The organism is Pseudoalteromonas sp. C12FD-1, assembly GCF_037414265.1.
Classification (GTDB): Bacteria; Pseudomonadota; Gammaproteobacteria; order Enterobacterales; family Alteromonadaceae; genus Pseudoalteromonas.
Window position 1 is genome coordinate 122,103 of sequence record NZ_JBBEVD010000051.1, and the last position, 13,813, is coordinate 135,915.

General features: G+C 40.7%; 10 protein-coding genes. 8 read left to right on the plus strand and 2 right to left on the minus strand.

All coding sequences use genetic code 11. The features are described 5' to 3' along the window. Genes WDB87_RS06905 through rpoS form a run of 3 tightly spaced genes read left to right on the plus strand, consistent with a single transcriptional unit; the run spans position 1 to position 2,455 of the window. Positions 1-579: a YqaA family protein gene (locus WDB87_RS06905; RefSeq protein WP_286245051.1), complete on the plus strand. Its 579-nt coding sequence runs from the start codon at positions 1-3 to the stop codon at positions 577-579. Between the two features lie 41 nt (positions 580-620). Further along, on the plus strand, positions 621-1,445 hold the full coding sequence (locus tag WDB87_RS06910; RefSeq protein WP_286245050.1) for a peptidoglycan DD-metalloendopeptidase family protein: 825 nt from the start codon (positions 621-623) through the stop codon (positions 1,443-1,445). 35 nt (positions 1,446-1,480) lie between these two features. Further along, positions 1,481-2,455 (plus strand): RNA polymerase sigma factor RpoS, encoded by a 975-nt coding sequence (rpoS, locus tag WDB87_RS06915; protein WP_286245049.1) that lies wholly within the window; start codon positions 1,481-1,483, stop codon positions 2,453-2,455. A gap of 67 nt (positions 2,456-2,522) precedes the next feature. On the opposite strand, the gene mutS is transcribed toward rpoS, so the two are convergent. Continuing rightward, positions 2,523-5,108 carry a DNA mismatch repair protein MutS gene (gene mutS, locus WDB87_RS06920; RefSeq protein WP_337849431.1) on the minus strand — a complete coding sequence of 862 codons (2,586 nt, stop codon included), beginning with the start codon at positions 5,106-5,108 and terminating at the stop codon, positions 2,523-2,525. Between the two features lie 21 nt (positions 5,109-5,129). On the opposite strand from mutS, the gene WDB87_RS06925 reads away from it, so the two are divergent. The 3 genes from WDB87_RS06925 to WDB87_RS06935 all read left to right on the plus strand — a co-directional run bounded on the left by WDB87_RS06925 (position 5,130) and on the right by WDB87_RS06935 (position 9,152). Next, positions 5,130-5,621, plus strand: a complete 492-nt coding sequence (locus tag WDB87_RS06925; RefSeq protein WP_286245047.1) for a CinA family protein — start codon at positions 5,130-5,132, stop codon at positions 5,619-5,621. A gap of 65 nt (positions 5,622-5,686) precedes the next feature. Next, positions 5,687-6,730, plus strand: coding sequence for a recombinase RecA (gene recA, locus WDB87_RS06930; protein ID WP_055015397.1), 1,044 nt, complete (start codon positions 5,687-5,689; stop codon positions 6,728-6,730). A gap of 268 nt (positions 6,731-6,998) precedes the next feature. Further along, positions 6,999-9,152 (plus strand): TonB-dependent siderophore receptor, encoded by a 2,154-nt coding sequence (locus WDB87_RS06935; RefSeq protein ID WP_337849470.1) that lies wholly within the window; start codon positions 6,999-7,001, stop codon positions 9,150-9,152. A 244-nt stretch (positions 9,153-9,396) separates the two neighbouring features. Here the strand turns inward: WDB87_RS06935 and WDB87_RS06940 are convergent, their stop codons facing one another. Continuing rightward, on the minus strand, positions 9,397-10,566 hold the full coding sequence (locus WDB87_RS06940) for a DcaP family trimeric outer membrane transporter (protein ID WP_286245045.1): 1,170 nt from the start codon (positions 10,564-10,566) through the stop codon (positions 9,397-9,399). Between the two features lie 418 nt (positions 10,567-10,984). On the opposite strand from WDB87_RS06940, the gene acs reads away from it, so the two are divergent. Continuing rightward, the gene (acs, locus tag WDB87_RS06945; protein ID WP_337849432.1) at positions 10,985-12,925 is read left to right on the plus strand and encodes an acetate--CoA ligase; all 1,941 of its coding nucleotides are present in this window, start codon (positions 10,985-10,987) and stop codon (positions 12,923-12,925) included. Positions 12,926-13,029: 104 nt separating this feature from the next. Beyond that, entirely contained in the window at positions 13,030-13,680 is a 651-nt protein-coding gene (locus tag WDB87_RS06950) for a response regulator transcription factor (RefSeq protein ID WP_286245043.1), read from the plus strand. Positions 13,681-13,813 lie beyond the last annotated feature (133 nt).

Below are 13,813 nucleotides of genomic sequence, written 5' to 3' on the forward strand. Positions count from 1 at the left end.
TTGAAATTGTTTACTAAGTTATACGATATGGCCCTCGTGTGGGCAAAACACCGCTTTGCTGAGCGCTATTTAGCCGCCATGAGCTTTGCTGAGTCTGTTTTTTTTCCGGTTCCTCCTGATGTAATGCTTGCGCCTATGTCGCTTGCTCAACCAAGTAAAGCATGGCGCTTTGCAAGCTTTGCAACGGTTGCTTCAGTGCTTGGGGGAATTGTAGGTTACTTTTTAGGTTACTGGTTATTTGAGCCTGTTGTACAGCCCTTTATTGAGCAGATGCACTGGCAAGAAAAGTTTGAAACAGCGCTTACATGGTTTAAAGAGTATGGTGTGTGGGTGGTATTTTTAGCGGGCTTTTCACCTATTCCTTATAAAGTATTTACCATAGGTGCAGGCGTTTTACAGATGGCGTTTTTGCCATTTTTAATTGCATCGGCAATTGGCCGTGGTGCGCGTTTCTTTTTAGTTTCTGCTTTAATGAAGTGGGGCGGAGTTAAGATGGAGCAAAAATTACGTCAGTATGTTGAAGTACTTGGCTGGGGTTTAGTTGTATTAATAGTAATAGCGTACTTCTTTTTACGTTAATTGCTAAAAGCAGCACTTTTAAAGTTTTGGAGTAAAACCTGTTGAATAAGCGATTGTCATTTTATTTAATTGTATTTACAGTGATTTTACTCCAAGGGTGCTCATCTCGAAATGCACCTGCACCAGTAAGTAGTTTAAATAGTAATGTTAACGATTATCGTGGAGTTGTTAACATTTATGGTAACAAATATAGAGTGCAAAAAGGTGATACTTTATATTCAATTGCTTTTAGCGCAGGGCAAGATTTTAGAATGCTGGCAAAAAACAATTTAATTCCATCACCTTATGTCATCTATCCTGGTCAGGTTATTGACCTTAATACGACTAAAAAAAATAGCGTAGCTAACAATCCTTCAAATAAGAGCAAAAGCACTAAAAATAAAATAGAACAAAAAAGTAACAAAAAATTAAAGAAAAGTCTTGATCAGCCGAAACAACGAGAGTATGTTCGAAAACAAGCCAATGAAATAGTTAGTAATGCAAAACCTTCGTCGAGCAGTAAAGTAAAGTGGTTTTGGCCTGCAAAGGGCAAAGTGACTAAACGCTTTTCTAATAAGGAAAACGGTTACAAGGGTTTACAGATTACTAACCGTACAGGGGCTTCAGTTTTAGCCGCAGCACAAGGAACGGTGGTGTATGCGGGTAATGCGCTTCGGGGATACGGTAATTTAATCATTTTGAAACATAATGATGATTACCTAAGTGCATATGCACATAACTCGAAACTACTTGTTAAAGAAAAGCAGAAAGTTAAGGCAGGACAAAAAATAGCAGAAATGGGCAAGTCAGAATCTTCGGTCACTGCGCTTCGTTTTGAAATTCGCTACCGTGGGCAAGCTGTCAATCCTGCTAAATACCTCCCCTAATTTTTAGGTATTGATAATTGCTCGGGAGAAGGCTTATGGCTAACGCAGCAAAACTTGACAAAAACACCACCGACGAAAAATTTGATGACACCGCAGTAGAAGAAACTGCAGCACTACTTGAAGAGGTAGATAACGAAGAAGAGATATTTGCAAAAGAGGAAGTCACTAAAAACCTTGATGCAACTCAACTTTATTTAGGAGAAATTGGTTTTTCTCCCCTACTTAGCGCAGAAGAAGAAGTATTTTTTGCCCGCAAATCGCTACGTGGATGTGAAGCATCTCGCAAGCGTATGATTGAAAGTAACCTACGTTTAGTTGTAAAAATTGCCCGCCGTTATAATAACCGAGGATTAGCACTTTTAGATTTAATTGAAGAGGGCAACCTTGGTTTAATTCGCGCTGTTGAAAAGTTTGACCCTGAGCGCGGGTTTAGATTTTCAACTTACGCAACATGGTGGATACGCCAAACAATTGAACGCGCCATTATGAATCAAACGCGCACAATTCGTTTACCAATTCATGTAGTTAAAGAATTAAACGTGTACTTGCGAACTGCACGTGAGCTGACACAAAAGCTCGACCATGAGCCAACTGCTGAAGAAATTGCAGAAAGCCTAGGCAGACCCGTAGAAGACGTAACAAAAATGCTACGCTTGAACGAAAAAATTGCCTCAGTTGATATGCCAATTGGCGGTGAGAACGACAGCGCACTTTTAGATATTATAGCCGATGAAAAAAGCTCAGGCCCTGAGGGTGAAGTTCAAAACAACGACATTAACAAACATATTGTAGATTGGTTAGGTGAGTTAAACCCTAAACAACGTGAAGTATTAGCGCGTCGCTTTGGTTTACTTGGTTATGAGCCATCAACACTTGAAGATGTGGGCCGTGAAATAGGTTTAACGCGAGAACGCGTAAGACAAATTCAGGTAGAAGCATTACGCCGTTTAAAAGATATTTTACAACAAGAAGGGTTAAGCACAGAAAGTTTGTTTGACCAGTTCTCGTAACCCCTTTTATACTGTCTATGTGTTTAAAAGCTGAAGGGTAAAACCTTCAGCTTTTTTTATGCCAAACTTAAAGCAGTGCTTTTAACTTATAGAGTAACTCGTGTGCTTGACGCGGCGATAGGTTGTCTGGGTCTATTGCGCTAAGCTGCTCTTCAATCTCAGAGGGTTCAGGTGCAGGTAGCTCATTAGCAAATGAAAACGCCTGCTGCTCAGCATTAGGTGAAGTCACACTTTGGTGGTTTTCGAGTAGCTTAAGTTTTTGTTTTGCTTGGGTTATTACGGATTTAGGCACACCGGCAAGCGCAGCGACCTGTAAGCCAAAGCTTTTACTTGCCGCTCCATCAAGCACCGTATGCATAAATGCAATGGTGTCGTTGTGCTCTATGGCATCTAGGTGCACATTAACCAGCCCGGTTTTTTGCTCGGCAAGTTCCGTTAATTCAAAGTAGTGCGTAGCAAATAATGTTTTTGCAGATATTTTTTGTGCCAGATGATCAGCTGTTGCATAAGCAAGTGATAAGCCATCATAGGTACTGGTGCCTCTGCCTATTTCATCCATTAATACCAAAGATTGCGCAGTCGCATTATTTAATATTGTGGCGGTTTCTGTCATCTCTACCATAAAAGTAGAGCGACCAGAGGCTAAGTCGTCGCTAGCGCCAATACGAGTAAATATTCGGTCAATATTACCAATTTTTGCACTATCAGCAGGGACATAGCAGCCAATATGCGCCATCAATACGATAAGTGCTGTTTGACGCATGTAGGTTGATTTACCACCCATGTTTGGACCGGTGATGATCAACATTTTACGCTGGCTATTTAGCTCCACAGGGTTGGCAATAAAAGGTTCTTTCATTACTTGCTCTACCACTGGGTGGCGACCTTGCTTAATGCTTATATTATCATCATCGCATAGTTGTGGTTTTGCATAGTTTAGCGTTTGTGCTCGCTCTGCTAGGTTATTGAGTACATCTAAATCGGCCAATGCACTAGCCATCATTTGAAGCTGTTCAATATGCGGAGCTATAAATTCAAATAGTTCTTCATATAACTGTTTTTCAAGCGCAAGCGCTTTTGATTGGCTACCAAGTACTTTGTCTTCGTGCTCTTTTAGCTCAGGTATTATGTAGCGCTCATTATTTTTAAGCGTTTGGCGGCGAATATAATCAGCAGGTACTAAGTGCGAATTTGCACGACTAACTTCGATAAAAAAGCCATGCACCTTGTTATAGCCAATTTTTAATGTGCTGATCCCCGTGCGCTCGCGCTCTCTAAGTTCAAGTTGCTCAAGTATATCGGTAGCGCCTTTACTCAAGTTTCGCCATTCATCGAGCTCGCTGTTGTAGCCTGGTGCAATAACGCCCCCATCGCGAATGAGTACCGGTGGGTTATCAATAACAGCACGCTCAAGTAAAGCCTGTAGCTCAGGCAGCTCTGGAGAATGGCGAACAATGCTAGCAATACGCTCATCATTAGCATCGTTTAATAATGCATGCAATGGTGCGAGTGCTTGTAGAGCACTGCGAAGCCGAGTTAGATCGCGCGGGCGTGCGGTGCATAAAGCAAGACGTGCTATTACACGCTCTATGTCACCAATTTCTTTTAATGAATCGTGTAACTCGCCATATAACTGCGCATTTAAAATAGCGCTAATGGCATTTAAACGTGAGTTAAGCTCATTTTTATTGCGCACAGGTGTATGAATACGGCGTTTAAGTAAACGTGACCCCATGGCTGTGGCAGTTTTATCAAGTACCTGAGCTAAGGTATTCTCAAAGCCACCTGATAAATTAACGGTTAGCTCTAAATTTTTGCGCGTTGCAGCATCTAATATAACGGCATGTTCGTTATGCTCAAGGGTAATGGCACGGATATGCGGTAGCGCTATACGTTGTGTGTCTTTTACGTATTGCATTAAGCAACCCGCAGCAACTAAAGCAGCATGCGCTTTATCTACACCAAAACCAACTAAATCTTTTGTGCCAAACTGCTCGCACAGTAAATGTTGAGCGGTATCTAGGTCAAACTCCCATTCAGGGCGTCGGCGCGCTCCTTTTACATGCTCAATTAAATGTGTGCTTTCAAAGCTTTCACAGTATAAAAGCTCTGCGGGCGCTAAGCGCTGTAGGGTTGAAGTAAATGCTTCGTCGGTGTTAACTTCAACTACGTTGAAGCGCCCGGAATTTATATCAAGGTAGGCAATACCGTATAACCCTTTTTTATTTTGCCATACGCTAGTGAGTAAGTTATCTTGACGCTCTTGCAATAGTGCTTCATCTGAAATAGTACCCGGTGTAACAATACGTACTACTTTACGCTCAACGGGCCCTTTACTGGTAGCGGGGTCGCCAACTTGCTCACATATAGCAACCGATTCGCCCATTTGCACTAAACGCGCTAAATAGTTTTCTACCGCGTGATAAGGTACGCCTGCCATAGGGATAGGATCGCCGCCGGCTTTACCACGATGCGTTTGCGAAATATCGAGTAATTGAGCCGCGCGTTTAGCGTCGTCAAAAAAGAGTTCATAAAAATCCCCCATACGATAAAACAATAAAATATCGCGATGCTCTGATTTTATTTTTAGATACTGCTGCATCATAGGGGTTTGTTGTTTTATAGTGTGCGGTGCATAAAGATCAAACGACATGTATTTACCCAAAGGCTGAATATGGAATTACATCAAGAGATTAAAACACTTGCTGCGCAATTGGGCGTTATTTTAACGGATAAACGCTTATGGATCACTACCGCTGAATCATGTACTGGTGGTGGGGTGAGTTATGCGCTGACAGATACGCCTGGTAGCTCTGCTTATTTGGGCCGCGCATTTGTTACCTACAGTAATGAAGCTAAGCATGAACTGTTAAATGTAGCTAACACTACGCTTGAGCAATTTGGTGCAGTGAGTGAGCAAACCGTAAAAGAGATGGCATTTGGTGCAAAAAGCGTGGCTAACGCCGATGTGGCCATTGCTATTTCTGGTATTGCAGGACCGGGCGGCGCTACACCTGGTAAACCTGTGGGGTTTGTATGGTTTTGCCTGCAAATTGCCGATGAACAATTTACATTTGAGCAAATATTTAGTGGTGACAGAGCGCAGGTTAGGGCTCAAGCTATTGAATTTGCATTGAAAAAAACAATAGAGCAGATAAAGTTATAAATTTCACTTGATACTGTGATTTCATACAGTATACTTGTTCGCATTAGCCGGATTTGGAGAACAGAATGAACGATAATAAACAAAAAGCGTTAGACGCTGCACTATCACAAATTGAGCGTCAATTTGGTAAAGGGTCAATTATGAAACTGGGCGATAACAAAGCCCTAAACATTGATGCTGTATCTACAGGCTCACTTGGGATCGACATTGCCTTAGGCATAGGCGGTTTACCTATGGGGCGTATTGTTGAAGTGTATGGTCCTGAATCATCAGGTAAAACAACGCTTACTTTGCAAGTTATCGCACAAGCACAAAAAGAGGGCAAAACATGTGCCTTTGTTGATGCTGAGCATGCTCTTGATCCGGTATATGCACAAAAGTTAGGTGTTAACATTGATGAGCTGTTAGTTTCTCAGCCAGATACCGGTGAGCAAGCACTAGAGATTTGTGACATGTTAGTACGTTCGAGTGCTGTAGATGTTGTTATTGTTGACTCTGTTGCAGCGCTTACACCAAAGGCTGAAATTGAAGGCGACATGGGCGACTCGCACATGGGCTTACAAGCACGTTTAATGTCGCAAGCACTACGTAAGCTTACAGGTAATATTAAACGCTCAAATACGTTATGTATTTTCATTAACCAAATTCGTATGAAAATTGGTGTAATGTTTGGTAACCCTGAAACAACAACAGGTGGTAATGCACTTAAGTTTTATGCATCAGTACGTATTGATATTCGCCGCATTGGCTCTGTAAAAGAAGGCGATGAGGTTGTAGGTAACGAAACCCGCGTTAAAGTAGTTAAAAACAAGGTTGCACCACCATTTAAACAAGCTGAATTTATCATCATGTATGGTGAGGGGATTTCGAAGCAAGGTGAGCTCATTGATTTAGGTGTAAAGCACAAAATTGTTGAAAAAGCAGGTGCTTGGTACAGTTACAATGGCAATAAAGTGGGCCAAGGTAAATCAAACTCTATTAAGTTTTTAAAAGAAAACCCAGAAATTGCTGATGAAATTGAAGGAAAATTACGCGACATGTTGCTATTAAAAGCAACCGTTGAGCCAGAAGATGGTGAAGACGTATTAGGTGATGAGCCTGACCTTTAAGCTATACAACGTTCTCTAAGCTTGATTTGACCCGAGCTTTAAAAGGCGCTAACCATTACTGGTTAGCGCCTTTTTGTATTTTATAATTGCCAAGTAGCTCTCAACGATTAAACACTCATTAAGTAATGTGTATAGCAACTGCATGCTTTCTTTAATCTTTGAGTTATCTCAATAGGTGTATTTTAAGGGAATAAAATACGCAAATGATAATTGTTGCTATTTATCTTTAGTGTTACCATAGCACAATAAATAACAAATGGATGACATGATGGCAAAATCTACTACAAAAAAATTATCGGCTCTTTCTCCCTTATCAGCTATAACATTAGGATTATTATCTTCAGGTTTGGCATATGCGCAGGAGAGTGAAGAGGCTAAAAAAGCAGAACTTGAGCATATTGAAGTAAATCCAATGCATGCATATAGAAGTACGGCTACTAAATCGTCACTTCGTCCAATTGATTCTCCAGTAAGTATTAATGTTATAGATCAAGAATTACTTCAATTGCGTCAAGCTGACTCAGTCAATAAAGCCCTACGCTATGTATCTGGAGTGACTACTGAAAGCCGACCAACTATAACGATTTTTGATCAGTTTACTATTCGGGGTTTTACTACCTATCAAACATTTTATGATGGGTTACCTTTACTAAGTAATAATAGTTGGAATTTATACCCACAAGTAGATGCATTTGCCACGGAATCACTCGAAATTCTAAAAGGGCCTGCATCTTCTTTATATGGGTTAGTACCTCCAGGAGGTTTAGTTAACCAAGTCGCAAAATACCCTAAAGATGATCAAGAAACTTTGATACGTGCAGGTGTAGGTTCTGACGGTTTATTTGAATTGGGTTTAGACACGACAGGCGCATTGAGTGAGGACGCAGACTACAGGCTTGTAATGCTTGGACGTCAAAGGGATGGCTTTCAGGATACAACAGAAACTGAGCGTTATACAATAGCACCATCTGTTACTATTGATATCAATAAAGCAACAGAACTTACTGTGTCTGCATATTACCAAGATGATCCTGATATGGTTCCTTCAACATCACTACCAGGGTTGGGCTCATTATATGAGGCGACTTTTGACAAACTTGACGCCAGTACCTATGCAGGTGATGAGAATTGGAATAGTTTTTCACGCGAAGTATTAATGCTTGGTTATAAGCTAAATCATCAAATAAACGATGACTGGTCTATATTACAAAAGCTACGATACACTGATGCTGAAGCGTTGCAAAAAAACACTTACCATACTGTTTTACCTGATGATAATAACATGCTTCCTCGCTCAGCATATTTAACAGATGAAGAAATAGATGGCTTTACTGTTGATACTCAGTTAGCTGGTTTAATCACAACAGATACAATAAGCCATAACCTGCTATTTGGTGTTGATCACCAGAGTTCTGACTCAAAAGTAGCTTACAGAGATACGCTTGGTGTCAATACTCCAGCATTAAATCTTGCAGATATAAATAATGATCTATTCGATGTTGACAGTTTACCTCTAGATTTTTATCAAGAAGACCATAATATTGAAATTGAACAAACTGGTTTTTATATTCAAAATGAAATGCAAATAGATAGTTTTACGCTGCTACTAAATGGCCGTTTTGACCAGTTTAAAAGCAAGGATGTTGTGAAAAATATTTATAATACCTTGGCTTATGGTAGTACTACAGACATTGATCAGAATGAGTTCTCAGGGCGTGTAGCTGCTATGTATACATTTGACACTGGTTGGAGGGCTTATACTAATTATTCAGAATCGTTTGAGCCAGAGGCTGGAGTTGACTCATTAACGGGTGAAGCATTCAAACCCACTACAGCAGAGCAGATTGAAATAGGAGCTAAGTATCAAACTCGTGATGGTTCAACAAGTTTTACTGGCGCTTACTTTGTAGTGACTAAAGAAAATATGGTCGTAAATACTCCTGATTTTGCACAGCGCACACAAACGGGTGAGGTTGAATCTAAGGGAGTCGAACTTGAGCTAAATACAAATATAACAAATTCATTATCTATTCAGGCCAATGCTACATTCTTAGATATGGAAGTAACTGAAAATGAATTAGACTTAGCGCTGGTTGGTAAAACTCCTGTTTGGGTCGCAGAAGAAAGTGCATCGATTTGGGCCAGTTATTTATTCGAAAACGCATTAGATGGCTTAATGCTTGGTGCTGGTATTCGATATGTTGGTGAAACCCAAGCAGATAAATACAACTCAGATCAAGTACCTTCATACACTTTAGTAGATGCAGTTATAGCGTATGATATCCCCAAATATGATTTAAAGCTGACTGGTAGTGTTAGTAATTTAGGTAATAAAGAGTACATAGGGTCATGTTTTGACACAAATAACTGTTGGTATGGTGCTCAGCGCCGTGTTGAAGTTGGCATAGAAAAGAGGTTCTAATAATTAAAAACTAGCACTGATCGGTACTACAAATTAATTATCATGAAGCACTGAATTGGCATTTTAAGCATTATTTAATGCCAATCAGTAATCTTGATTGTTCTTTTAAAATCTATGTCAGGGTACTAGTTTTATACTTAAACTGATTAAATAAAAAATCCGATATTAGCTTTAATATCGGATTTTTTTATTTATAGAATAGATATCGAGTGCGGTTGCATTCTATTACCTAGTCTATGTCTAATTAAAAATTGTATTTTACAGAAAACTGTAAACGGTCTAAGTCGCCGTCAATACCACTTTCTGTTTCGCGCTCGGCATGCTTAAACTCAGCACCAAATGTTAAACGCTTAACTGGTGAGTATAAAATGTTTGCGCTAAAGCTTTGGCTAGATTCAACTGGATCGCCAGAGATAGCTAATAAATCAGTGTTATTGTCAGCACTAAAGAAAGAATATAAGAAAGTTGAGCGCCACTGGCTTGTCCACTTATGTTGATATGCAACAAAACCAGATGTTGAGTCTATTGCGTCTAGCTCATCGCCATTAAGCACTGCACCGTGGGCAACATTTAAGCCCACGTAACGACCAAGACCTTTACCTTGAGTAAGCATAAATTTAAGGTAGTCTTCACCAAAATTTACACGCCCTGATGCACTTATACCAAATGAGGTTTCATCGGCGTCAACATCGCCTACTTTATAAGTAAGTTGTCGAGCAAGCGCAGCAACTACAAAGTTACCCCAATCGGCATTGTGTGTGTAACGTGCTGTAAAATCAGGAAGAGATGCATCGTCTGTTTCTACACGCGCGCCACCTTGTGTGGTAATGGTACTTTCTGGGTTTTCCAGTGAGAACGACCATGCACCTGTTGTGTATTTAATTTGTGTTTGGCGCACAAATACAGTGCCCTCAGCTGGGCCTACAAAGTCAAGCGTCTCAGCAAGTGCACCTACGTTTTGAAAGTTTGACCATGTTTGACCAAATAACCAACCGTCGTAAGTAACAAATGCATGGCGAATACGCGGCGCGTATGAATTTGATACCCGCTCGTTACCGCCAGGTGCCGATGCCAAAAAGTCTAGCTCAATTTTAGTTTTAACTGTTTTACCATTATCCATCAATGTGGATGTACCAAAGTTAAAACGCGATTCGCGTGCGTGCATGTCAAATACAGCATCAGAATCGTCATCATCACCAACTGGCAGCGTGCTTGGCACATAAAAATCACGACCAACACTAGAGCCCGAAGGGGCGCCTGCAGAGTAATCACTCCACATGGTGTCTAGCTTAATATAGCCGCCGTAAGTAAATTCGGTGTTACCTACTTTAGCTGCAGTTGCCGCGTAAGCCGTACTAGATAAAGCACATAATACAGCGCTCGCTGCCAGCGTTTTTAATGGGGTAAATTTCATTGTGGTGTCCTTTAAAGGCTACTTGTTGTTTGTTGCTTTTTAAACGTTCAAATGTATTACTTGCTACAGGTATTACTAACGAATAAAAACTTATTTGCGTCACGCTACTAATTTCATTTGTTAAATAAGAGCTTAAGCAGCATGGTTACATCATTATTTAAGTGTTCAAAAACCACTTTTAAATATGTGTAAAATTTACTCAATTACCTATTGGTCTATAAGACGAAGGTTTAAGAGTAATTCAGCAGTCACTTACTTATATTTAACGTACTGTATTTATTTGTAAAAAAGTCATGAGCGGCGCGATTATAAACCACAAAACGTTAATTAGAAGGGTTGTACAACTAAGGTCTAATACTTAATAAAGTACTGCTGAGTAATCCTTTAATCATGGCAAGTTATTAAAATGGAGACTGAGATGTCACAAAGTATCTATCCTGTTCCTGCACATATTGAAAAAACGACGTTAGTTGATAACGAAAAATATAATACACTCTACAAACAGTCGATTGATGACCCACAAGGGTTTTGGCGTGAACATGGCCAGCGCTTAGATTGGTTTACTCCGTATACTAAAGTAAAAAACACCTCATTTGATAAGGGCCATATCGATATAAAATGGTACGAAGATGGCGTTTTAAATGCCTCTTATAACTGTATTGACCGCCATTTAAAAAACAAAGCCGATAAAGTTGCACTTATTTGGGAAGGTGATAACCCAAGCCAAAGTGAAAACATTTCCTACCAACAATTACATGATGAAGTGGCACGCTTTGCCAATGGCTTAAAAAAGCTGGGTGTACAAAAAGGTGACCGAGTTGCCATTTATATGCCAATGACGCCGCAAGCCATATACGCTATGCAAGCGTGTGCACGTATTGGTGCTATTCACTCGGTTGTATTTGGTGGTTTTTCTCCCTCTGCAATCGCAGATCGAATCAAAGATTCAGGCGCTAAAGTGGTGATCACATCCGATGAAGGTCGCCGTGCGGGCAATTGTGTTCCTTTAAAAGCGAATGTTGATGAAGCCGTAGCACAAGAGTCTGTAACGAGTATTGAGCACGTTATTGTGCACCAGCTAACCGGTGGCGAAGTTGATTGGAACGAGCACGACATTTGGTGGCATGACCTTGTAGCTGACCAACCGGCGCAATGTGAACCGGAGCATATGAATGCAGAAGACCCACTCTTTATTTTGTATACTTCGGGCTCTACCGGTCAACCAAAAGGGGTTGTGCATACTACAGGTGGTTACTTAGTTTACTCATCAATGACCCACGAGTACGTGTTTGATTTACAAGAGGACGACGTATATTGGTGTAGTGCTGATGTTGGTTGGATCACTGGCCACAGTTATATTGCTTATGGGCCATTGGTCAATGGCTGTACGCAAGTGGTATTTGAAGGCGTACCTACCTACCCAACAGCCGGACGTATGGGCGAGGTGATTGATAAACACGGCGTAACCATCTTATACACTGCACCAACCGCTATCCGTGCGTTAATGGCTAAAGGCGATGAGCCTACAGCGTCTTCAAAGCGTGAAAGCTTACGCATTTTAGGCTCGGTGGGTGAACCCATCAACCCAGAAGCATGGACCTGGTATTACGAAAATATTGGTAATGCTCATTGCCCAATTGTAGATACATGGTGGCAAACCGAAACGGGCGGTATTATGATCACTCCACTGCCAGGTGCAACTCAAACTAAACCAGGCTCAGCAACGCATCCATTTTTTGGTATTGCGCCAGCGTTATATGATGCAGAGGGTAATACACTAGAAGGTGCGGTTGATGGTAATTTAGTAATTTTAGATAGCTGGCCTTCACAAGCACGTACTGTTTATGGCGATCATGAACGCTTTGAACAAACCTATTTTAGTGCTTACCCTGGTGTTTACTTTACAGGTGACGGTTGTCGTCGTGATGAAGATGGCTATTACTGGATCACAGGGCGTGTAGACGATGTGCTTAATGTATCAGGACATCGCTTAGGTACAGCTGAAATAGAAAGTGCGCTGGTAGCTCACGAAGCGGTAGCAGAGGCTGCAGTAGTAGGTTATCCGCATGATATTAAAGGCCAAGGTATTTATGTTTACATAACACCAAATGAAGGCGTTACTGTAAGTGATGAGCTGACAACTCAAGTACGAAATTGGGTACGTAAAGAACTAAGCCCGATAGCTTCCCCCGATATGATTCAATGGTCGCCAGGCTTACCAAAAACGCGTTCAGGTAAGATTATGCGTCGAATTTTACGTAAAATAGCCGCAAATGAGCACCAACAGTTAGGGGATACATCAACACTTGCAGACCCAACCGTGGTAGATGAGCTTATAGAAAACAGATTAAATCGTTAAATGCGCGTTAAAAACTTGATTACAAGTTGATTCTAAACGTAGTATATCGGCTGTCAGTAAGTATGTTATACCTTATTGGCAGCCGAATTTATTAGGAGCGAACCATGAGTCAGTTTTTAATAGCGGATGATCATCCGTTATTTCGCGAGGCACTAAAAGGAGCATTAAGTGCTAAGTTTGACGATTTAGAAGTATTTGAATCATCAGATTTTGACAGCACACTGCAAGTACTTAGCGAACAAGAAGATCTTGATATATTACTGCTAGATTTACACATGCCAGGTAATGGCGATTTATATGGCCTGATCCGCATTCGCGAAGACTACCCAAGTTTACCCATAGCGGTTGTCTCAGGGAGTGAAGACATCAATATAGTGTCTAAGGTGATGGGGTATGGCGCAATGGGTTTTATTCCTAAGTCATCATCTTCAGATGATATTGCAAATGCTATTAACCAAATACTTGAAGGCGATACGTGGCTTCCAAACGAGTTAAAAAATAAAGTAGCCGAAATAGAAGGAGAGGACAGAGAGATTGCCGCGCAGGTAGCATCGCTCACGCCGCAGCAATATCGTGTATTGCAATACCTGCATGAAGGGTTACTAAATAAACAAATAGCTTACGAATTACATATTTCTGAGGCAACAGTCAAAGCACACATTACCGCAATTTTTAGAAAGCTTGGCGTTTACAATCGTACTCAAGCCGTTCTTATTGCAGCTAAATTACAACTAGAACCAATAGAGCAAGTTTAAAGTATTACAAGTGCTAAGGCCTGTTTATCATTAGAGGTGACACTTACAGCTGTGTGTTTGGTGTTGAGACAAAGTAAAGCCTTAATACAGCTGGTGTTGCTTATTCATAGGCAATCAGCTTATAAACATACCA

Coding starts and splice junctions, on each gene's coding strand:
- rpoS (WP_286245049.1), top strand. CDS start 1,481: ATGGCTAACGCAGCAAAACTTGACAAAAACACCACCGACGAAAAATTT.
- mutS (WP_337849431.1), bottom strand. CDS start 5,108: ATGTCGTTTGATCTTTATGCACCGCACACTATAAAACAACAAACCCCT.
- WDB87_RS06925 (WP_286245047.1), top strand. CDS start 5,130: ATGGAATTACATCAAGAGATTAAAACACTTGCTGCGCAATTGGGCGTT.
- recA (WP_055015397.1), top strand. CDS start 5,687: ATGAACGATAATAAACAAAAAGCGTTAGACGCTGCACTATCACAAATT.
- WDB87_RS06935 (WP_337849470.1), top strand. CDS start 6,999: ATGGCAAAATCTACTACAAAAAAATTATCGGCTCTTTCTCCCTTATCA.
- WDB87_RS06940 (WP_286245045.1), bottom strand. CDS start 10,566: ATGAAATTTACCCCATTAAAAACGCTGGCAGCGAGCGCTGTATTATGT.
- acs (WP_337849432.1), top strand. CDS start 10,985: ATGTCACAAAGTATCTATCCTGTTCCTGCACATATTGAAAAAACGACG.
- WDB87_RS06950 (WP_286245043.1), top strand. CDS start 13,030: ATGAGTCAGTTTTTAATAGCGGATGATCATCCGTTATTTCGCGAGGCA.